This is a genomic window from Dysgonomonas sp. (assembly GCF_035323175.1).
GTDB lineage: Bacteria > Bacteroidota > Bacteroidia > Bacteroidales > Dysgonomonadaceae > Dysgonomonas.
Map to the genome: position 1 here is coordinate 169,446 of NZ_DAOKYH010000001.1, position 22,361 is coordinate 191,806.

The following is a 22,361-nucleotide window of genomic DNA, read 5'->3' on the forward strand; positions in this document are numbered from 1 at the left end:
GGGGGAGAATGGAGGGGCTAATGAAATCAAAATCAATACAAGACCAAGCTCTGATTATTTTCGGAGCTTCTGGTGATTTAACATACCGAAAGCTGATACCGGCTATATTTGACTTGCATAAACAAAATTCACTACCGAAGAATTTTGCTGTGCTTGGTGTAGCTCGTAGTCAGTTTACAGACGATACCTTCCGCGATAAGATGAAGGATGGTATCAAGCAGTTTGCATTGGCAAAAGATGCTTTGGATGAAGAAATAGAGCAATTTTGCCAGAAGTTGCATTATCTGTCAATCAATACAGATGATGGAACAGAATATTCCAAATTGAAAGTACGGCTCGAAGCTCTCGATAAGAAAGAGGGTACAGCTGGGAATTATATATTTTACTTGTCAACACCACCTTCGCTCTATCCGCTTATACCTAAGTTTTTGGCAGAGCAAGGGTTGAATCAGGAGAATGGTAATTTTAGACGGATTATTATAGAAAAGCCTTTTGGTATTGATCTTAAATCTGCTGTGGAGCTGAATGTTTCGCTTCAGGAAAGTTATGATGAAGATCAGATATATCGTATAGACCATTATCTGGGTAAAGAGACTGTGCAAAATATGTTGGTAACACGTTTTGCGAATGGTATTTACGAGCCTCTTTGGAACCGAAACTATATCAGCCATGTGGAAATAACTGCTGCCGAGAGCATCGGCGTAGAAAACAGAGGTGGCTATTACGATCATTCGGGAGCACTCCGTGATATGGTGCAAAACCACTTATTGCAGTTGCTGGCTTTGGTGGCAATGGAACCGCCAATGTCTATAGACTCTGTTTCGATTCGCAACGAGAAATTGAAAGTTTTTCAGGCTCTACGCCCTATGTCGAACGACGACTTGTTTAAGAATGTTATTCGTGGGCAATACACAGCAGCTAACGTTAAAGGAAAATATGCCAAGGGATACCGTGAGGAAAAGGATGTGGATACCGATTCCCGTACCGAAACCTATGTGGCTATGAAGCTCTTTATAGACAACTGGCGCTGGGGTGGAGTTCCTTTCTATATACGCACAGGTAAACGTTTGCCGACTCGAGTCTCTGAAGTTGTTATTCACTTCAAACCTGCCCCTCAGAAATTATTTCCCGAAAGTGCAGATATGAGTAACGACGAAAATCAATTGGTGATACGTATTCAGCCGGATGAAGGTCTTTTGTTGAAAACAAAGATGAAAGTACCCGGAAGTGGCTATCAGGTTAAGAATGTGAATATGGACTTTCATTATTCACAACTACAAGATACTTATCTGCCTGAGGCTTACGAACGTCTTTTGCTCGATTGTATGGTTGGCGATTCTACGCTGTATATCCGTGGAGATGCTTTAGAGGCTACATGGAAATTTGTACAACCATTGCTCGACTTCTGGGAGAAGAACCCCGATGCACCCTTGCATGGCTATCCTTCCGGCTCGTGGGGACCAAATTGTGCCGATGAGCTGATTGAGGGTAAAAACCTCACATGGAGATATCCTTGTAAGAACCTGTCTGATGATGGAATATATTGTGAATTATGATAAAAGAAGAGATTAACATTTATTCGGATGCGAAAGCCCTGAGTGAGGGTTTTACGGCATTTTTGCAAAAGTTAATGGATGTATATCCGCGTGTAAACCTTGCATTGTCAGGTGGAACTACCCCAAAAGTAATTTTTGACTATTGGGCAGAAAACTGTAAAGATTCAATCGACTGGCAGCGACTGTTTTTCTTTTGGGGGGACGAACGCTGTGTTCCGCCCGAAAATGTCATGAATAATTATGGAATGACAAAGGATCATTTGTTTGACAAAGTTCCCAAAATTCCGAATAATAACATTTTCCGTATTCATGGCGAGAATGAACCAGAAGAAGAGGCTGAATGGTATAGCAAAATTTTGGAAACAAAAGTTATGCAGCGCCGTAATGCTCCTTGCTTCGAAATCGTAATGCTTGGTTTGGGAGACGATGGGCATACTGTTTCTATTTTCCCTGATCAGATATCATTGTGGGATAGTAAAGATTTCTGTGTGATAGGTGAGCATCCTGAAAGCAAAATGAAACGTGTAAGCCTTAGCGGTCAGGTAGTGAATAATGCACAGTATGTAGTTTTTCTTGCTACAGGAAAGAACAAAGCTGAGAAGGTAAGGGATATCATTAAGAACAGAGAGCAGTTTTTGGATAAATATCCGGCTGCTAAAGTAAATCCGAAGAAAGGATATCTTTATTGGTTCTTAGATGAGGACGCAGCAAGTTTGTTGTAAACGAAGCATCAAAATATAGATAGTAAGAAGTTATCTCGCATAGAGGTAGCTTCTTTTTTATATGTTAATAGGTGGGTGAGATGGCGTATTGAATAGTCTTATATTTCTTCTTTTGATTTATATCCGGCTATGAATTCATTGTGTCGCAAAATGCGATTACTTTTTCCAGATAATCTCTGTTGTTCGACAATCGTGGAATTTTGTTCTGTCCTCCAAGCTTGCCAATATGCTTTAACCATTCGTTAAAAGTTCCTTTCGGTAGGCTTCTTACAATCGGCATGTTCAGCGATAAGTTGTACGAACGTTTAGCTTCGTAGTCGGAGTTTACCTTTTTTAGTTCGCTGTCTAGTAATCGGGTGAAATCTTCGAGGCTATTGGGTTCTACGGTAAACTCTATCAGCCACTCATGTGCTCCGTTGTTGTTATCCCCGAAGTAGACGGGGGCGGCTGTATATTCGCTTATTTGTGCGCCTGTAATCTTGCTTGCTTCTGCCAGAGCTTTTTCGGCATTGTCTATTATCAGTTCTTCGCCGAAAGCATTGATGAAGTTCTTGGTGCGCCCTGTTATGTGGAATAGATAAGGAGTAGTGGACGAAAACTCTATTGTATCGCCTATCATATATCTCCAAAGCCCTCCGTTTGTTGAAATAATTATAGCGTAATTCTGTCCGGTTTCTACTTCATCCAGTGTTAATGTTTTGGGATTTTCTTTGTCCCATTCACTCATCGGGACAAATTCGTAGTAGATTCCGCTATCCAACATTAACAGCATTTCTTTAGAGTTTTCGGAGAACTGTACCCCAAAGAAACCTTCCGATGCATTATATGTTTCCCAATAGTACATATCGGGCTTTTGTATCAGTTTCTTGTATTGCTCTTCGAATGGAGTAAAGCTCACACCACCATGAAAGAAAACTTCCAGATTAGGCCATATATCAGTGAGGTCGCGCCCGGTATTTGTCTTTATCTTTTTCAATAAGACGAGTAGCCATGAAGGTACGCCCATAAAAGCCCTCACATCGTTTTTTATAGCATAGTCGGTCAGTGCCTGCAACTTCGTCTCCCAATCGGGTAATAAGGAGATGCTTTCAGGTGTACGGCTAAACTTTGCCCAGAAATATAGATTCTTGATAAGAATAGCAGAGATGTCTCCTGTGAAGATACCGTCTCCTATGTTGTTTATTTGCTTGCTGCCGCCTAGTACTAGTGTTTTGCCAAAAAAGAATTTAGCATCCTTATTGGTTTGTGCATAGATAGCAAGCATTTGCTCTCCGCACTTGTAATGCCCTTTGGTGAGTGACTCGTGGGTTACAGGTATGTATTTACTCTTGTCCTCGGTAGTGCCCGATGACATGGCAAACCAACGTACAGGCTTGTTCCAAAGTACATTTTGTTCTTTATTTACAATGATACGATCCAGATAGGGGCGCAAATCTTCGTAGTGGAAGATTGGAACCTGTTTTCTGAAATCGTCTTTGTTTTTTATAGCCGAAAAATTGAACTGCTGCCCAAAGAATGTTTGCTCACCGTTGCGGAGCAGATATTCCAATATCTTCTCTTGCGTTTCGATAGGTTTGTTGATAAAGCTATCAATCTCTTTGTATCGGTAATCCAGATACTTGTGAGCGATTCGGGTAATCATCCGATTTTACTTATTTTTCGGAGCTTTTCTTCGTCTATAATTTTTATTTTGCGACCATCCAGCGTAATGATATGTTCGTCAACAAACGTTGACAGGGTGCGGATAGCATTCGATGTAGTCATATTTGATAAGTTAGCCAAGTCTTCCCTTGAAAGGTAGATGCTTATTGTAGCACCGTCTTCTTCAAGTCCGTAATTCTCGATAAGGAATATCAACGATTCGGCCAAACGTCCACGGATATGCTTCTGAGTAAGGTTTACAACTCGCTCGTCTGCTATTCCAAGGTCTATAGCCAATTCTTTAATAAAGAAACTGCCTAATTTAGAATTTGAAGCGACTATCTCGTTGATAAGTTTCATTGGTATGAAACAGATGGTCGAGGGTTCGAAAGCCGAAGCAGCCGTGACATAAGGCTGGTTGGCAAAAAAGGCGCGGTATCCAAAATACTGAGTAGGTCTTATCATTCTGATAATCTGGCTACGTCCGCCAACACCGTCTTTGTATATTTTCACTTTCCCTCTACACAGGCACATCAATTCCATTGGAATTTCTTCTTCCCTGTATATCACTTCATTTTTCTTGAAGTCCATAATTCTCGCATTAGCGGCAATTATAGTTTGTTCTTTGTCATTCAACAGATTCCATATTTCAGGAATACTTTCCGACAAGCTAACAGCATTACTATCTGTCATCATTCAAAACTGATAATGTAAAATATGTTATAAGCAAAGTTAATCAAAAAATATTATAAAACATGTTGCAAAACATCTTTTTAACGCATGCCCCTCTTTTTTATATAATTTTTTTGTACTTGAAAGGTCTTTTGTATACTCAAATATCACGTAATGTGTAGAGTAGGTGGCTTGATATTTTTCTTTTGCTTGGATTTATACTTGCGAAAATGTTTCGTCTGTAAAAAGTAACAAAAGTAACAGGTTTCTAATCTTTTTAACTGTTACTTTTCGCTTTCGGTTGATGATGGCAAATATTTCTAAGATTAGATAATCTGATATTAAAAAAATAACATCTCCAATTTTATAATTTACAGCTAAGCTCTCTCTTGTTTTGTTAAGTTTTTAGCACTGATATACCTAAATAATTCAGAAAGTATGAATTGTGTAAAAGTTAGTTTGTTAATAAACTATCTAATGTTTTAGTATGTTAAACAAATAAAGTTTTTATATTTCACTTTGAATATTACAATAATAAGACTATTTTTGCACCACCAAAAAATAGAGTGGTGTTTTTACTCCATTTGCATTTCGATTGAAATTTGTAACAATAACTAAATAAACTCGTTAAGATGAATGTATCTCTAACAAATGTAGATAGTGTAAACGCTATATTACAAATAAATGTAACGAAAGAAGATTATCAAGAAAAGCTTGATAACGCACTTAAGACATTCCGAAAAAAAGCTAACATACCGGGATTCCGTCCGGGAACTGTACCTATGGGTATGGTGAAAAAAATGTATGGTAAATCGATTTTGGCAGAAGAAGTAAACAAGCTTGTTGGCGAAAATCTATATAAATATATACAAGACAACAAACTAAATGTATTGGGTGAGCCTCTTCCGAACGAAGAAAAGCAACAACCAATAGATTTCTCACTCGAAGGTGACTATGAATTTTATTTCGACGTGGCTCTTGCTCCGGAAATAAAATTATCACTGACAAAAAAAGATAAAGTAAAATATTATGCTATTGAGGTAGACGAAGAGCTTGTTGATAAACAAATCGCTTCGTACAAAGCTAACTATGGCAAATATGAAAAAATAGAAGAAGGTGCAAAAGAAACAGACCTTATCAGAGGTACAATCTCTGAATTGGAAAATGGTAAGGTAAAAGAAGGTGGCATCTTTGTAGAAGCCGGTATTGTAATGCCTTCGTATATGAAAGACGAAGCAGAGCAAGCTAAATTTGTAGGTGCAAAGGCCGGAGATGTGATTGTATTCAATCCGGGTAAAGCTTACAATGGTAACGAGACAGAAATAGCATCTATGCTTCATATCGAAAAGGATGCGGTAGAAACAATAGCTGCTGAGTTTCAGTTTGCTATTACCGAGATCACTCGTTATCAGGAAGCAGAACTTGACCAAGACTTATTTGATAAAGTTTTTGGTGCAGGCAATGTAACTACCGAAGCTGACTTCAAAGCAAAAGTAAAAGAAACTATCGCAGAGCAGTTTGCACCGGATAGTGACTACAAATTCCTGTTGGATGCGAAAGAGCTTCTTGAAAAGAAAACAGGAGACTTGCAATTCCCTGATGCATTCCTTAAAAGATGGCTTATTGCTTCGGGCGAAGAAAGAACTGCTGAATCTGTAGACGCAGATTATCCGAAAATCATAGCAGATCTTAAATTCCACCTGATAAAAGAGCAAATAGCAAAAGATAACGATATCAAGATCGAAAACGAAGATATGAAAATCATTGCTATGCAAGCCGCAAGAGCTCAGTTTGCTCAATATGGAATGATGAATCTTCCTGACGAAATGGTTGAGAATTATGCAAATGATATGTTGAAAAACAAAGACAATGCACGCAACCTGCTCGATCGCGCAATGGAAAATAAGATCATCGACGTATTGAAATCAAAACTAGGACTCGAAGAAACTGTAATCTCGCTTGACGAGTTTCGCAAGTTCTTTGAGAAAGAAGAAGCAGCTGAAGCAGAAACTGAAGCGTAAATGAAAAAAAGATAAAAATAACGGACAGGAAGGATAGTGTTTTCTTTCTGTCCGTTTGTCTTTAACATTATAAATAAGGAAAATACATACATTATTATTCCAGCTTTTCAATTTTTTATTTATAACTTTGTTTATAAGAAATGAGGCTGTGCTATTAGCCTCTTTTTTATGCCTGTACGAGTGGCATGATAATTGTTTATAGTAATAATGGTAAAACATTATTTAATAAAAAAAGAAGATGTTATGAACAATGAATTTAGAAAGTATGCAACGAAGCATCTAGGCTTGAATGGGCTAGCTCTTGATAAATATATCGATATAACAAGCAGTTATATATCACCTACTATTATCGAAGAACGTCAGTTGAATGTTGCTCAGATGGATGTGTTCTCTCGTTTGATGATGGATCGTATTATCTTTTTGGGAACTCAGATCGACGACTATACAGCCAATGTGATACAGGCTCAATTGCTATATCTTGATTCTGCCGATTCGGGCAAAGATATATCTATTTATATAAATTCTCCCGGAGGATCGGTGTATGCAGGATATGGAGTTTATGACACTATGCAGTTTATCAACAGCGATGTGTCTACAATCTGTACAGGTATTGCCGCATCTATGGCAGCAGTATTGCTTGTTGCCGGAGAGAAAGGAAAACGATTTGCGTTGAAGCATTCACGCGTTATGATTCACCAGCCGTTGGGTGGTGCTCAAGGACAAGCTTCAGATATCGAGATCACCGCTCGTGAGATTGGTAAGGTGAAAAAAGAACTTTATACTATTATTTCAGACCACTCGGGACAACCATTTGACAAAGTGGCACTAGATTCGGACCGTGACTACTGGATGACTTCGGCTGAGGCTAAAGACTATGGAATGGTAGATGATGTTTTGATGAAAAATAAACAATAATTCAAAAATCAGATTCATTTACTCACAAAAGGATAAATGGCAAAAAAAGATACTAACGGCTATTGCAGTTTCTGTGGCAGAAGCGATAAGGATGTAAATATGCTTATCTCCGGTATGTCGGCTGACATCTGTGATAGCTGTGCTGAACAAGCATATCAGATTGTAAAAGAAAGCGTAGAGGCAAAGAAAACATCTTTGGGTATTGATAAAACACAATTGCCCGACCCAAAGACGATAAAAGAATACCTTGACGGATATATTATCGGTCAGGAGAATGCCAAGCGCTATCTGTCTGTGGCTGTGTATAACCACTACAAACGTATACTACAAGGGAAAGAAGATGATATAGAAATAGAAAAGTCGAATATCATTATGGTTGGCCCTACAGGTACAGGAAAAACATTGTTGGCACGTACCATCGCCAAGCTACTGCATGTCCCTTTCGCAATCGTAGACGCAACCGTGCTTACCGAAGCCGGATACGTAGGCGAAGATATAGAAAGCATTCTTACCCGACTGTTGCAAGCCTCAGACTATGATGTGGCAGCAGCAGAAAGAGGAATTGTTTTTATCGATGAAATAGATAAAATAGCCCGTAAGAGCGACAATCCATCAATCACCCGTGATGTTAGTGGTGAGGGTGTGCAACAGGGCTTACTTAAACTGCTGGAAGGCTCGATTGTGAACGTTCCGCCTCAAGGAGGACGTAAGCATCCTGACCAGAAGATGATTGCCGTAGATACCAAAAATATATTGTTTGTTTGTGGCGGAGCTTTCGACGGTATCGAAAGGAAGATAGCGCAACGGTTGAATACAATGGTTGTGGGTTATGCTTCGTCTAAAAGCAATGCGCAGGTAGACCGTAACAATCTGTTGCAATATGTAGCACCTCAGGATTTGAAATCTTTCGGACTGATCCCTGAGATTATAGGACGTCTGCCTATTTTGACATATCTTGACGCTCTGGATAGGAGTGCTCTTCGCCGGATACTTACCGAGCCGAAAAACTCTATCATTAAGCAGTATGTCAAATTGTTCAAAATGGATGGCGTTGATCTTACCTTCGAAGATGATGTATATGAGTACATTGTAGATAAAGCCGTGGAATATAAATTGGGAGCAAGAGGATTGAGATCCATAGTCGAAACCATTATGATGGATGCTATGTTTAATATCCCTTCCACAAAGCAGGCTCAACTGCATGTTACTAAAGAGTACGCTGTAGAGCAATTGGAGAACTCACAAGTCGTAAAACTAAGAAATTCATTATAAAGTTTGTTTTTTTTACAAAAAATAGCCTATTTTATATTGGAGAATTAAATTTAGGGGTTTATCTTCGTAATAATTAATAGCCTATTTATATGCCGGATATAGAGGATATATTGACGTGTTCATTGAAAAAGCATTTTGGCTTTGACAATTTTAAAGGTAACCAGAAGGCAATAATTCAGAACTTGCTGGATGGAAGAGATACCTTTGTGTTGATGCCTACGGGCGGCGGAAAGTCCCTCTGCTATCAGCTACCGGCACTCTTGATGGAGGGAACAGCAGTAATTATTTCTCCCCTGATAGCCCTGATGAAAAATCAGGTGGATGCCATGCGAAATTTTAGTGAAGAGGACGGCGTAGCGCACTTCATGAATTCGTCACTAAACAAAGCTGCGATAGAACAAGTAAAAGGTGATATACTTTCGGGAAAGACAAAACTATTATATGTAGCACCCGAATCTCTTACAAAAGAAGAGAATATAGACTTTCTGCGTCAGATAAAAATATCGTTTTATGCTATCGATGAGGCACATTGTATTTCGGAGTGGGGGCACGACTTCCGTCCTGAATACAGACGTATACGTCCCATTGTAAACGAAATAGGCAAGCATCCTATCATTGCACTTACTGCTACGGCAACACCAAAAGTGCAAATGGATATACAGAAGAACCTTGGAATGGTGGAAGCAGATGTGTTTAAATCATCATTCAACAGGGAAAATCTATATTACGAAGTTCGTTCAAAAACGGATAAAGTAGATAAGGATATAATAAAATACATTAAATCGCAAGGCACAAAGTCTGGGATTATATATTGTTTGAGTAGAAAGAAGGTAGAAGAGTTTGCCGAAATATTACAAACAAATAATATCAATGCACTGCCGTACCATGCCGGACTAGACCCAAGTACACGCTCTGCCAATCAGGATGCATTTCTGATGGAAAAAGTGAATGTAATTGTTGCTACCATTGCATTTGGTATGGGGATCGATAAGCCCGATGTGAGATATGTGATTCACTACGATATGCCAAAGAGCCTTGAAGGATACTACCAGGAAACCGGTAGGGCGGGACGCGATGGCAGTGAAGGAAAATGTATAGCGTTTTATTCATTCAAAGACTTACAGAAACTGGAGAAATTTATGCAGGGTAAGCCCGTTGCTGAACAGGAAATAGGAAAACAGCTACTCCTTGAGACCGCAGCATACGCCGAAACTGCATTATGCCGGAAGAAAGTACTTCTTCATTACTTTGGAGAAGAATATAAAGAGAAAAATTGTGGGAACTGTGACAATTGTGTAAATCCTAAAAAACAAGTGGAAGCTAAAGATTTATTATTGACGGCTATTGAAGCTGTAATTGCATTAAAAGAAAAGTTTAAAACTGATTACGTTATCAATATCTTGAGAGGTAAAGAAACCTCAGAGATAGAAACGTACGGGCATCAGGATTTAGATGTATTTGGATCAGGTGATGATACCGATGATGAAACATGGAACGCCGTTATACGTCAGGCATTAATAGCCGGGTATTTCGATAAGGATATCGAAAATTACGGCTTACTGAGAGTAACCAAAAAAGGAAAAGATTTCTTGAAAAAACCGGCATCGTTCAAGATTACCACAGCAGACGAAGAAGACTTGTCTGATGATGAGAACATAGATGATGTAGTGGTGAAAGGCGGCGGTGGCGGATCGGCAGTAGATCCGGTTTTGTTTTCTATCATGAAAGATCTTCGCAAGAAGATGGCAAAACACAACAATGTTCCCCCATACGTGATATTTCAAGATCCCTCTCTGGAGGCTATGGCTACAATCTACCCGATAACAATGGAGGAATTGCAAAATATTCCGGGGGTAGGAGCAGGTAAAGCAAAGAGATACGGGACAGAGTTTCTTGAAATAATAAAGAAGCACGTTGAAGAAAATGAAATAGAACGACCTGAAGATTTACGTGTAAAAACAGTAGCAAACAAATCGAAGCTAAAAGTAGCCATCGTACAGGCTATCGACCGCAAAGTAGCACTAGACGACTTGGCCGAATCGAAAGGGATTGATTTTGCCGAATTGCTGAGCGAAGTAGAAGCTATCGTATTCTCAGGAACAAAAATAAATATAGATTATTTCCTCAGAGAGGTTATAGATGAAGACCATCTCGACGATATATTTGAATATTTTCAAGAAGCAGAATCGGAAGATTTGGAAGCTGCGATCAATGAACTTGGCGAGTATTCTGAAGACGAAATACGCCTTGTCAGGATCAAGTTTATCTCCGATATGGCTAACTAAAGAATGAAGAGAAAAGCAATTTTTCCGGGGACATTCGATCCCTTTACAATAGGACATTATTCATTAGTGAAACGATCTCTCGAATTGGTAGATGAGATCGTTATTGCTATTGGAGTGAATGATACCAAGAAAACTTACTTTCCGCTCGATAAGCGCATAGATATGATCCGTTCTTTGTATACAGACGACAATCGCATAGTGGTAGGTACTTATGATAGCCTTACTGTAGACTATGCCAAAGAAACAGGATCAAATTTTATAATACGTGGAATCCGTTCTGTAAATGATTTTGAATACGAAAAAACGATTGCCGATATGAACAGAAATATATCGGGAATAGAAACAATCGTACTCTTTACAGAACCGGAACTAACACATATCAGTTCTACTATTGTACGCGAACTGTTGCGATTCGGACACGATGTCAGTCAGTTTATACCCAAAGGTATGAGTCTGGACTGAATAGTGATTAGTTAAAAATCAGATTTAATCAGCGTTAACCGCGATTATCCAAAATGTAATTCTAGTATGAAAAGAGTTCTAATGTCGGTTCTCGGTTTTTTTGTCATTGTTTTGGCCGCCTCTGCTCAGTTTAAGATGAGCGAAGGGTCTAAGAAAGTAGCTACAACAATCGCCGTTATCGAGAATATGTATGTAGATAAGGTAGACGACGGCAAGTTGGCCGAAGATGCAGTGAAAGCTTTGTTAGAAAAACTCGATCCTCACTCTACATATATCAGTGCCGATGAGGTAAAAGATATGAACGAGCCGCTGGAAGGTAATTTCGATGGTATAGGTATCTCTTTCAATATGCTTACAGATACACTGTATGTTATCGAAGCGCTTCCCGGAGGACCATCCGAGAAGGTAGGTCTTAGGGCAGGAGATAAGATATTATATGTAGACGATACGCTTATCGCCGGAGTTAAAATGTCTACCAAAGATGTCATGTCACGTCTTAAAGGGCCGAAAGGAACATCTGTAAACCTAAAAGTACAACGCAAGGGAATAGCTGATTTACTAAGCTTTAAGATTATTCGCGACAAAATTCCGATCTATAGTATCGATGCCACTTACATGGTGGATAAAACGACCGGATATATACGTATTATAAGATTTGGAGCAACCACTACCGAAGAATTCAGAAAAGCGCTTCAGAAGCTTAAAGAAAAGGGTATGGAGAATCTTATTCTCGACCTGGAATATAATGGCGGAGGATACATGGCTCCGGCTACTGAAATAGCTGATGATTTTCTGGATGCAGGCAAGTTGGTTGTATATACCGAAGGCTTACGCCAGCCGAGAAGAGATGAAGTTTCCACAGCTAAAGGCGCATTCGAGAAAGGACGTCTTGTCGTACTTATCAATGAAGGTTCTGCTTCGGCTAGTGAAATCTTGTCGGGAGCCGTACAGGATTGGGATAGAGGTGTGATTGTCGGTCGTCGCAGTTTCGGGAAAGGGCTTGTTCAGCGACAAATACCGCTTCCTGACGAATCGATGATAAGGCTCACTGTTGCCCGTTATTATACTCCTACTGGACGCTCTATACAAAAGCCGTATACAAAGGGAGATATTATGTCATACAATCTGGATGTAATAGAACGCTATAATAAAGGCGAGATGATGCATGCTGATAGTATACATTTCCCTGACTCATTGAAATATACAACTTTGCTGAATCATCGTACGGTATATGGCGGAGGTGGCATCATGCCCGACTATTTTGTGCCTGCCGATACAACTTTTGCATCAGAATATTACCGAAAAATCTGGAATAAAGGCATAACGCTGCGCATAGCTTATAATGAAGTGGATAATCACAGGACTGAGATTTTACAAAAATATCCTACAGCTACTGATTTCTACAAGCAATATCAAGTTTCGGACGAGATTATGAATAAGCTTATAGCAGCAGGAAAAGATGAAAAAGTCGACTTCGATGAGGATGGATATGAGAAGTCGAAAGAAACACTCAAGCGTCAGATAAAAGCATATATAGCACGTGATGTATATGATACGGAGACGATGGTGAGGGTATTCAACGAAGATAGCGAAACCTTTAAGAAAGCATACGAGATTATACGGAATGAGAAAATGTATAACGGATTGCTCAAAGGTAAATAAGAAATAAAATAAAAAAGAGCTGTATTCAAAATGCAGCTCTTTTGATTAATAGGAATAAAAGAATATATACAGCCTTATGATAACGATTAATATTGAAGAACGTCATTTGATAGAAGAGATAATTTCGAAAAACACCATATGCTATGTCGGCATGATAGATAAGGGAGGTTTTCCTTACGTCATCCCTATGAATTTCGGTTATCAAGATGATGTTATTTACCTACATTCGGCACAGGAGGGCAAGAGTATCGAATCTCTTCATATAAACCCGAATGTATGTATTACTTTCTGTGGTGAGTCGTCATTAACTTATCAGAATGAAGAGGTAGCATGTAGTTATCGTATGAAAGGAAGTAGTGTTATTTGCAGGGGCAAGGTCGTATTTGAAGAAGATTACGATAATAAAGTTAAGGCTTTGGACATAATGATGAAGAAATACACAACAAGGGCATTCACTTATTCTAAGCCGGCTGTAAATAACGTAAAGATTTGGAAAGTCGAGATCGATTCTATTTCATCAAAAGTATTTGGTGTTCCTCATCCAAATTCACGAAATTACAAAGATCAGCTCGAATTTTAGATAAGATGATTCGTTGCCAGATATTTCCACAATGCGGCGGCGTGCATAGATTGCCTGATCTCATCTTTTTTCAATAGCTCTACTAATTCGTCGATAGATAGCAGATGAACCGAAATGTCTTCGGTATCGTCTAAATGCTGTTCCGATATTTTTTCTACATCGGTAGCCAGAAAACAGTAAGTAGTGTTGGTGTGTGTACCGGGATTTGCCGAAGTGGTCATAAATAACTCCCATTTTCCGTTTCCGTAGCCCGTTTCTTCGAGGAGTTCCCTTCTTGCGGAAATTTCTGCGCTAGGGTCTTCCTCTTCGCATACACCTGCACATAGCTCCGGTGAGGTGCATTGCAGTCCGTGCCTGTATTGGCGTACCATCACAAACTGTTTGTTTTTGGTTATTCCTATGGTGCATACCCAGTCGGGATATTCGTATACATAATAATTTTGAATTTGGTTTCCGTTCGGTAATTCTACATGATCTTTGCGTACGGTAAACCAAGGCTCTTGTGAAAGATATTCACTATTTAATACCTTCCACTTTTTATTATCTGTATCGCTCATTTTTTGCTGTTAATACGTTGTTGGAATTTTTATTTCTCCAGAACCACTACGTTCATCAAGATGTTTTTAAGAGGCTTGTCTTTTTCGTTGGTTCTTACTCTTTGTATTTTATCCACAACGTCCATTCCTTCTATTACCTCGCCGAAAACGGTGTATTCATTGTCCAGAAAAGGAGTGCCACCCCTTGTTTTGTAATATTCCCGCTGCTCGTCTGTATACGAAACCTCAGACTTTCGGGCTTTGGCTTGCTCATCCGCTTGTTTCAGCCAATCAGCACGCATTGCAGATGCAGATATACTATCGCCGCTCTTTAGTAATGCTTTCAGATCATCAAGGTGTGCCGATTGTATTTCCTTATATATCTTTTGCTTAAAACGTTCGAAACGTTGTTTTTCTATCTCTGATAATTTATCGTCGAAGCATAATTCACCTGTCACTATATAGAACTGAGATGCATCAGAGGCTTTTGTTGGATTTTCGGCATCACCCCATCGTGCAGCCGCCAATACTCCCCGTTTGTGGTATAGCTGGGGAAACTTTATTTCGGCAGGGATTGTATCACCGAGCGTTTTCTCTTCTTTCAAAGCTGCAGAATCTGCAATATTCCTTGTTTGAGGATCTCCACCCTGTATCATAAAATCATTGATAACACGGTGAAACGTGAGGTTCTTATAGAATTCTTCTTCTGCTAATTTCAGAAAATTATCTCTGTGCCCCGGAGTCTCATTATAGAGCTTAACTTTTATATTGCCATAGCTTGTTTGTATAACGACTATGGGTTCTTTTGGTTTATTATTACACATGGTGAATAAAAAGATTAGACAGGCGATACATATATTTCTCATATCATTTTTCTGTATGAAGTCAGACAAAGATAATGTTTTTTGAGCACTTATTTTGAAATAATAGAAGCTTCGAATTCATATTTCAGAATCTTTTTACAATAAGGCTCTAAATAATGAATAACTACTGCCACATTCGCTCTTATGTATTTATTTTTACCACAGAATAAAAAGAGTATCACAGAGTTTCTTACATTCAGAAATTATCAAAATATTCTTGTATGGTTATCATTGGTTTTATTGTATCAAAGCCAAATTTCGCAGCTTGTATTTTCATCTCTTTTTCGGTATTGAATTCCTCTAATTGTCTTGTGCTTAGATTAAAAATATAGAATCTGATAGAGTTCAGCGAAGAAGAGGATTCCGTTTTTGCTAACAGAATATTTCTGTCAAAGGTGAAGTAAGTAATATCATGAAGAATAGGCTCGTTTTCATTGTGATCTGCAGCTATGTACTTTATCCCTTTTTCGTCTTGTAAAGTCCCTTTTTCGAGAACATCAATAGCAGTTATCGAATACGGATATATCACGGGCATACGGAAATAATCGCGAAGTCCCGCGTAAGAGAAATAACTATTCGGTATTATACTGTCGGTCGGTTGCATAGACTTCAGGCTGTCCATAAAAGGAGTTTCTGTATTTCTTGAAGATAAACTGTTGGCGAATATATCAACCCCTTCTTCAATTTTATTAGGAACAATTACCCTAATCGTTTCCACAACTTTTACTATTACTATAACAGTACAGATTATAGTTAACATAGAGAATAAAAATGTTAGTCCGCAGCCTATGTTCCGATCCTTGCTATGTTTCCATTTGATAATAGTCCATAATACGATTACGAACGTAATGAATCCAAGTAATAGTGCAAGGACAAATAAGAGCCAGCTTTGAGTGATCATAATAAATTTGTTTAGATGTGTAAAAATAACTAAATGCTGTTATATCAGTACTTTTAAATTATAATAAAAATCAATTCGTAAAGTTTGACTTTTATAATTTCACAAATTATACTAGATTTGCACTAATATAAAAGCAGAAATGGTAAAATATAACAGAATCCTCCTAAAACTGAGCGGTGAATCCCTCATGGGAGAACAGCAATATGGCATAGATGTAAACCGACTGAATGAATATGCCACGCAAATAAAGGCTGTAGCCGATATGGGTGTACAGATAAGTATTGTTATTGGAGGAGGAAATATTTTTCGAGGTCTGAGCGGAGCTTCCGAAGGATTCGACAGGGTAAAAGGAGACCAGATGGGTATGTTGGCCACTGTGATAAACAGTTTGGCTCTTAGTTCGGCTCTTACTGCAATAGGGCAGAAGTCGAGAGTACTTACAGCCATCAGGATGGAACCTATAGGAGAAATCTACAGCAAATGGAAAGCAATAGAGGCTATGGAAAATAGTGAAGTTGTTATCCTTTCTTGCGGAACAGGCAATCCATTTTTTACAACAGATACCGGTTCTTCGCTGAGGGGAATAGAAATAGAAGCCGATGTGATGCTCAAAGGTACACGTGTAGACGGAGTTTATACTGCCGATCCCGAAAAAGACCCTACAGCCGTTAAGTTTGATTCCATCTCTTACGATGAGGTTTACAAACGCGGACTGAAGGTTATGGATATGACTGCGACGGTGATGTGTAAGGAGAATAATTTGCCTATCGTTGTCTTCGATATGGATACTCCGGGCAATTTAGAGAAGCTAATTAAAGGTGAAAAAATAGGTACATATGTACATGCATAACAGAGAGAAAGTAGTAGTTGAAGATCAGTTGTATAATCAGGCTGTATATTTGATTAGAAAAAGGGAAAATCCCGAAAAGGTGAAGATCTTTCTAATCGAACGAGGGCTTAACGAAGAAGATGCTTATATCTTACTCGACCAAATTATACATCAGGTAGATAAAGAACATATGAAAACAGCACGAAGAAATATTTTTATGGGCTGTTTGATTTGTGCTGTAGGTGCGTTTATTACCATTACTGCACATACCTTGCTTACTTCTTTACTTATTTTGGCAGGGATAGGGCAACTTATTATTGGTCTTACCCAGTTGCCGAGTAGAGTGTAAGTAGATTTATTTAATCTTAAAATATTGAAAACAAAAAATATATATTTATGGCAGCAGACCTAAAACAAATCGAACAAAAGGCGGAAGCTAAGATGTCGGCCTCTGTAGAGTTTCTGGACGAAACGTTATCTCGTATTCGTGCCGGAAAAGCCAATCCGCATATTCTTGATGGTATAAAACTTGAGTATTACGGATCAATAACCCCGCTAAGTGGTGTGGCGGCTATCAATACCCCTGATGCTAGAACTATCATCGTTCAACCATGGGAAAAACAAATGCTGAAAGAGGTAGAAAAAGCCATTCTGAACTCTGATGTAGGTATCACGCCCGATAATAACGGCGAGGTGATACGTCTTTCTATCCCTCCGTTGACAGAAGAGCGTCGTAAACTCTTGGTAAAACAAGCGAAGCAGGAAGCCGAGGATGCTAAAGTGAGTGTGCGTAACGCTCGTCGTGATGCAATTGATACGATCAAAAAGTCAGTAAAGGAAGGCTTGGCTGAAGACGTTGCCAAAGATGGCGAAAACGAAATGCAAAAGCTTCATGATAAGTATATCAAAAAGATAGACGACCTGTTTGCTCTTAAAGAGAAAGAGATTTTAACTGTATAACGAAATATACCGAAAATAGAATATGCCAATATGCTGATCGCTTTACAGTATCGGCACATTGGCACATTTGCATTTTAAAGGATTGATTGATGAGTGGTCTTGTAATAAAAAATACGGGTAGTTGGTATTTGGTTCGTACCGATGACGGTAGCGACGTTGAATGTAAGGTAAAAGGAAACTTTCGTCTTAAAGATATACGTAGCACCAATCCCATTGCTGTAGGAGACAGAGTAACCATTGTACCAAACAATGAAGGCACTGCTCTGATAACGGAGATCGAAGACCGTAAGAATTATATTATACGCCGTTCGTCTAATTTATCGAAACAATCGCACATTTTGGCCGCTAATATCGATCTGTGTTTTTTGATTGTAACCGTTAATCATCCGATAACCTCTACTGTTTTTATTGACCGCTTTTTGGCTGCAGCCGAAGCGTATCGCGTGCCGGTGAATCTTATTTTCAACAAGACAGATCTATACGCAGAAGAGGAGATCGAATATATGGATGCTTTGATTAGTCTTTATGATTATATTGGCTACCCAAGCATTAAAATATCGGCTTTACATAACACAGGATTAGAAATTTTACAAGAGAGAATAAAGGACAAAACTACCTTGTTTTCGGGTCATTCGGGCGTCGGAAAGTCTACGCTTATCAACGCGCTCGTACCTGATGTTCACCTAAAGACGGGTGCAATATCCGGTTATCATGGCAAAGGAATGCATACAACCACTTTTTCGGAAATGATAGAATTGCCACAGGGGGGATTTATTATAGATACTCCCGGTATCAAAGGCTTTGGTACTGTAGATATGGAGAAGAATGAAATATTTCACTTCTTTCCCGAGATCTTTAAGGCGTCTAAAGACTGTCGTTACAATAACTGCATTCATATAAATGAACCCGGATGTGCAGTGCGTGATGCTGTAGAAAATCACTATATAAGCGAGAGCCGCTACAAGTCATACATAAGTATGATGCAAGAGGATATTGAAGAAAAATATAGGAAATAGACATGAGGTGGAGGTTTGATCTATCGTCATTCTTGATATCTATTGTTCTTTTTTTTGTAGAAGTCCTTATCGCTAAATTTGTAGATGATGCTTTTATTCGTCCTTATGGAGGTGATATCTTAGTTGTTATATTGATCTATTATTTTGTAAAGTCATTTGTCCGGATAAAGCCCTTGTGTTTAGCTTTGGGTGTGCTCTTTTTCGCCTATATGGTAGAGGTCGGGCAATACTTCAAGATGGTAGAAGTGCTGGGGCTTCAAGATTATAAAGTAATGAGGATTGTTTTAGGGACATCATTTTCCTGGGGCGATATTTTATGCTATACTGTTGGAGCTATTATCTGTTATCTTATCGACAGAAAAGAAAAATAGATATTCGATAATAACACAAATGACATCTTTACAATCATTCATACAAGAGCTTTTTCAAGAAAATATCAGATAGTATATGTAAGTCCTTCGAATTATTTGATAAAAAAAGAGCTTGAGTTTAAATTTGTTATAACTTTGAAAAAAATGTATACTATTTGCGTATGGATGTAGCAGCGCAAGCAACAGATCATCTTATCCTTCTTTTCCAGATACTTTATGTGGTTACGGCTTTGGGTACGATGGTTGTGATTATTTCGGAGAATAGGAACCCCTTGAAAACGATTTCTTGGGTGCTTATTCTATTGTTGCTTCCTTTGGTAGGTCTTATCATATACTATTTCTTCGGCGAAGATAATCGTAAGCAGCGTCTGATATCCCATAAGATGTATAAGAAACTCAATCGTCGGTCTATTGGTAGGCGAGAGTTGTTGGAAACGCTGAATCCACCTGTAGAGTATAAAGGGTTGGTGAATTTATTGAACCGATTGAAAGGCACGCCCTTATATGGTGGTAGTAGCGTCACTTTTTATTCTTCAGGACCCGATAAGTTTGAAGCTTTGTTCGAGGAGCTTGAGAAGGCGGAAAAGCATATACATATTCAATACTATATCTTCTTAGATGATGAAATAGGGTGCAAAACCCGAGATATATTGCTTCGTAAAGCAGCGGACGGCGTTGAAGTGCGTCTTATTTATGATGATGTTGGCTCTTGGAAAGCAAAGCGTAGCTTCTTTAAAAATATGCAAGCCGGAGGCGTTGAAGTTCAACCTTTCTTGAAGGTGGCATTCAAATTTTTGACAAGTAGAGTGAATTATCGGAATCACAGAAAAATTGTAGTTATTGATGGCAAAGTTGGCTTTGTTGGTGGAATGAATGTTGCAGATCGATATATCAACGGTGTGGGAAGTGGAATTTGGCGAGATAGTCATGTCAAGATAGAAGGCAAAGCTGTGGCAGGATTACAGACATCTTTTCTTATCGACTGGTATTCGTCTCGTAAAGAATTTCTAGCATCAGATACTTATTATCCTATACTTGATAGTCAGGGAGATAATATGATTCAGCTGGTTACAAGTGGACCCGTAGGGCAATTTAAAGATATACACTTAGGTGTTCTGCAAGCCATTTCTAATGCCAAAGAAAGTGTTTACATACAAACCCCTTATTTTATTCCTACCGACTCATTAATGCAGGTTATACAAATGGCGGCGATGCGTGGAGTGGATGTGCGCTTGATGTTGCCCCGCCATTCCGATACTACATTTGTGCATATTGCGTCCATGTCTTTCCTGAAAGAAGTTTTGGATGCCAAAGTGAGTGTCTATTTTTTTGAAGCCGGATTTCTTCATTCCAAGCTAATGACGGTAGACAACTCTCTTACTATAACAGGTTCGGCCAATATGGATATGCGTAGTTTCGAACATAATTTCGAAATTGATGCTTTTATATATAGCGAAGAAACTTGCCGCAAAGCCCAAGAGATATTCTTGAAAGATATGGAGAGCTCAACACAGTTGCTTGTCGAAGAATGGGATCAAAGGTCACGGATTGAAAAATTTAAAGAGTCTGTCATGCGCTTGTTCTCTCCATTATTATAATAGTAAAGTTGATACAAGATACATTTTATATAACTATATTATACTCAAGAGTATTGTTGAGATACTTGCCGATCAGAAGAATTGGAGTGTATGATAAATAAAATAGTTAAAAAAAAGCTTTTTGCAAATTTCAGGATTAGAGACTTATACGTCAAAAAATGAGAGAAAATCAATGTGTAATCTCTAATTTAAGGACTTTTTTATTTGTTTTAGTTAAAAAAAATATATCTTTGTTGCTTGAACTGATTATTCGTATTGGTTAAAAGATACAATAATTAGGAAAGGTTAAGTATAAAATTGATCATTAACATAAATCTTAATAAAGATTTTTTTATTAAGTAAACTATATGGGTAAAGTAGCACTCATCACAGGCGTTACAGGACAAGATGGAGCTTATTTGTCAGAATACTTGATAAAAAAGGGCTATACAGTACATGGACTAAAAAGAAGATCTTCCATGTTTAACACAGATCGTATAGACCATTTATATCAAGATCCTCATCTTGAAGATAGAAATATGATTCTTCATTATGGTGATATGACAGATAGCATGAATCTGACACGACTAATTGGCGATGTACAGCCCGATGAAATATATAATCTTGCGGCAATGAGCCATGTTAAGGTTAGTTTTGATATCCCTGAATATACAGCAAATGCAGACGGAATAGGTACTCTTCGTATATTAGAGGCTGTTCGTCTTCTTAATTTGGTAAATAAAACAAGGATATATCAGGCTTCAACATCCGAGCTTTATGGTTTGGTGCAAGAGATACCTCAAAAAGAAACAACACCATTTTATCCGAGAAGTCCGTATGCTGTCGCTAAAATGTATGCATATTGGATTACGGTTAATTATAGAGAGGCATACGGTATGCATGCCAGCAATGGTATCTTGTTTAATCATGAATCTCCATTGAGGGGTGAAACGTTTGTTACAAGAAAGGTGACACGTGCAGTTGCGCGTATAGTCTTAGGTCTTCAAGATAAGGTTTATATGGGAAATCTTTCCAGTAAACGAGATTGGGGACATGCCAAAGATTATATAAAGGCTATGTATCTTATTCTTCAACAAGATACTGCTGATGATTATGTTATCTCTACAGGCGTCACAACTACTATTCGTGACTTTATCAAAATGTCATTTTTAGAGGTCGGAGTAGATGTTGAGTTTAGAGGTGAAGATGAAAAGGAAGAAGGCTATATTGTAGGTGTTGATGAGAATAAATTCTCTAAAATAGTTGGAGCCGAATATTTAGAAGGCTTCATTAAGAGAATAGGACAATCTGTTGTAGGTGTCGATCCTGCTTATTTTCGTCCGACAGAAGTTGATATTCTTATTGGTGACAATACAAAGGCCAGGACTAAATTAGGCTGGGAGCCTACATACGATCTTAAAGCTTTATGTCAGGATATGGTTGTTCATGATGTAGAGCTGATGAAGAAAGAAGAATACCTCAAAAATGGAGGATATAGAATTTTGAATTACTTTGAATAA

Annotated in this window: 21 protein-coding genes; 16 read left to right on the top strand and 5 right to left on the bottom strand. The window is 38.5% G+C overall.

Annotated elements, in window-relative coordinates; translation table 11 throughout:
- Positions 1-20 precede the first annotated feature (20 nt).
- Both zwf and pgl read left to right on the top strand, forming a co-directional pair.
- Positions 21-1,556: a glucose-6-phosphate dehydrogenase gene (zwf, locus tag PKC55_RS00740; RefSeq protein WP_291126565.1), complete on the top strand. Its 1,536-nt coding sequence runs from the start codon at positions 21-23 to the stop codon at positions 1,554-1,556.
- On the top strand, positions 1,553-2,278 hold the full coding sequence (gene pgl / locus PKC55_RS00745; protein WP_291126567.1) for a 6-phosphogluconolactonase: 726 nt from the start codon (positions 1,553-1,555) through the stop codon (positions 2,276-2,278). The genes zwf and pgl overlap by 4 nt, the downstream gene beginning before the upstream one ends.
- A 127-nt stretch (positions 2,279-2,405) precedes the next feature.
- Here the strand turns inward: pgl and PKC55_RS00750 are convergent, their stop codons facing one another.
- Both PKC55_RS00750 and PKC55_RS00755 read right to left on the bottom strand, forming a co-directional pair.
- Positions 2,406-3,920 (bottom strand): GH3 auxin-responsive promoter family protein, encoded by a 1,515-nt coding sequence (locus PKC55_RS00750; protein ID WP_291126569.1) that lies wholly within the window; start codon positions 3,918-3,920, stop codon positions 2,406-2,408.
- The gene (locus PKC55_RS00755) at positions 3,917-4,612 is read right to left on the bottom strand and encodes a Crp/Fnr family transcriptional regulator (RefSeq protein WP_135105280.1); all 696 of its coding nucleotides are present in this window, start codon (positions 4,610-4,612) and stop codon (positions 3,917-3,919) included. Before PKC55_RS00755 ends, PKC55_RS00750 begins: the two co-directional genes overlap by 4 nt.
- Before the next feature lie 611 nt (positions 4,613-5,223).
- Between PKC55_RS00755 and tig the strand changes: the two genes are divergently transcribed.
- From tig to PKC55_RS00790, 7 genes are all read left to right on the top strand, one after another.
- Entirely contained in the window at positions 5,224-6,612 is a 1,389-nt protein-coding gene (gene tig, locus PKC55_RS00760; protein WP_291126571.1) for a trigger factor, read from the top strand.
- A gap of 243 nt (positions 6,613-6,855) precedes the next feature.
- Positions 6,856-7,527 (top strand): ATP-dependent Clp endopeptidase proteolytic subunit ClpP, encoded by a 672-nt coding sequence (gene clpP, locus PKC55_RS00765; protein ID WP_006843285.1) that lies wholly within the window; start codon positions 6,856-6,858, stop codon positions 7,525-7,527.
- A 36-nt stretch (positions 7,528-7,563) separates the two neighbouring features.
- Positions 7,564-8,799 carry an ATP-dependent Clp protease ATP-binding subunit ClpX gene (gene clpX, locus PKC55_RS00770; protein WP_135104820.1) on the top strand — a complete coding sequence of 412 codons (1,236 nt, stop codon included), beginning with the start codon at positions 7,564-7,566 and terminating at the stop codon, positions 8,797-8,799.
- 89 nt (positions 8,800-8,888) lie between these two features.
- Positions 8,889-11,084, top strand: a complete 2,196-nt coding sequence (gene recQ / locus PKC55_RS00775; RefSeq protein ID WP_291126573.1) for a DNA helicase RecQ — start codon at positions 8,889-8,891, stop codon at positions 11,082-11,084.
- 3 nt (positions 11,085-11,087) lie between these two features.
- Positions 11,088-11,546 (top strand): pantetheine-phosphate adenylyltransferase, encoded by a 459-nt coding sequence (gene coaD / locus PKC55_RS00780; protein WP_291028742.1) that lies wholly within the window; start codon positions 11,088-11,090, stop codon positions 11,544-11,546.
- Between the two features lie 66 nt (positions 11,547-11,612).
- Positions 11,613-13,208 carry a S41 family peptidase gene (locus PKC55_RS00785; RefSeq protein WP_135104823.1) on the top strand — a complete coding sequence of 532 codons (1,596 nt, stop codon included), beginning with the start codon at positions 11,613-11,615 and terminating at the stop codon, positions 13,206-13,208.
- Positions 13,209-13,284: 76 nt separating this feature from the next.
- Positions 13,285-13,788: a pyridoxamine 5'-phosphate oxidase family protein gene (locus PKC55_RS00790; RefSeq protein ID WP_135104824.1), complete on the top strand. Its 504-nt coding sequence runs from the start codon at positions 13,285-13,287 to the stop codon at positions 13,786-13,788.
- Here the strand turns inward: PKC55_RS00790 and PKC55_RS00795 are convergent.
- The 3 genes from PKC55_RS00795 to PKC55_RS00805 form a co-directional block, all read right to left on the bottom strand.
- On the bottom strand, positions 13,785-14,345 hold the full coding sequence (locus tag PKC55_RS00795; protein ID WP_291126575.1) for an NUDIX hydrolase: 561 nt from the start codon (positions 14,343-14,345) through the stop codon (positions 13,785-13,787). The two genes, PKC55_RS00790 and PKC55_RS00795, sit on opposite strands and share 4 nt — an antisense overlap.
- Before the next feature lie 29 nt (positions 14,346-14,374).
- Positions 14,375-15,190 (bottom strand): peptidylprolyl isomerase, encoded by an 816-nt coding sequence (locus tag PKC55_RS00800; RefSeq protein WP_291028744.1) that lies wholly within the window; start codon positions 15,188-15,190, stop codon positions 14,375-14,377.
- Between the two features lie 193 nt (positions 15,191-15,383).
- Positions 15,384-16,088: a hypothetical protein gene (locus PKC55_RS00805; protein WP_291028745.1), complete on the bottom strand. Its 705-nt coding sequence runs from the start codon at positions 16,086-16,088 to the stop codon at positions 15,384-15,386.
- Positions 16,089-16,227: 139 nt separating this feature from the next.
- Between PKC55_RS00805 and pyrH the strand changes: the two genes are divergently transcribed.
- From pyrH to gmd, 7 genes are all read left to right on the top strand, one after another.
- Positions 16,228-16,938, top strand: coding sequence for a UMP kinase (pyrH, locus tag PKC55_RS00810; RefSeq protein WP_135104827.1), 711 nt, complete (start codon positions 16,228-16,230; stop codon positions 16,936-16,938).
- On the top strand, positions 16,925-17,266 hold the full coding sequence (locus tag PKC55_RS00815; protein WP_291126577.1) for a hypothetical protein: 342 nt from the start codon (positions 16,925-16,927) through the stop codon (positions 17,264-17,266). The genes pyrH and PKC55_RS00815 overlap by 14 nt, the downstream gene beginning before the upstream one ends.
- A gap of 47 nt (positions 17,267-17,313) precedes the next feature.
- A complete protein-coding gene (gene frr, locus PKC55_RS00820; RefSeq protein ID WP_135104828.1) occupies positions 17,314-17,877 on the top strand; it encodes a ribosome recycling factor in 564 nt (187 codons plus the stop codon).
- An 89-nt stretch (positions 17,878-17,966) separates the two neighbouring features.
- The gene (gene rsgA, locus PKC55_RS00825; RefSeq protein ID WP_324371439.1) at positions 17,967-18,893 is read left to right on the top strand and encodes a ribosome small subunit-dependent GTPase A; all 927 of its coding nucleotides are present in this window, start codon (positions 17,967-17,969) and stop codon (positions 18,891-18,893) included.
- A gap of 2 nt (positions 18,894-18,895) precedes the next feature.
- Complete coding sequence (locus PKC55_RS00830; RefSeq protein ID WP_291126579.1) at positions 18,896-19,264, top strand: ribosomal maturation YjgA family protein; 369 nt, start codon at positions 18,896-18,898, stop codon at positions 19,262-19,264.
- Positions 19,265-19,425: 161 nt separating this feature from the next.
- A complete protein-coding gene (cls, locus tag PKC55_RS00835) occupies positions 19,426-20,862 on the top strand; it encodes a cardiolipin synthase (protein WP_324371441.1) in 1,437 nt (478 codons plus the stop codon).
- Between the two features lie 347 nt (positions 20,863-21,209).
- A complete protein-coding gene (gene gmd / locus PKC55_RS00840) occupies positions 21,210-22,361 on the top strand; it encodes a GDP-mannose 4,6-dehydratase (RefSeq protein WP_291128334.1) in 1,152 nt (383 codons plus the stop codon).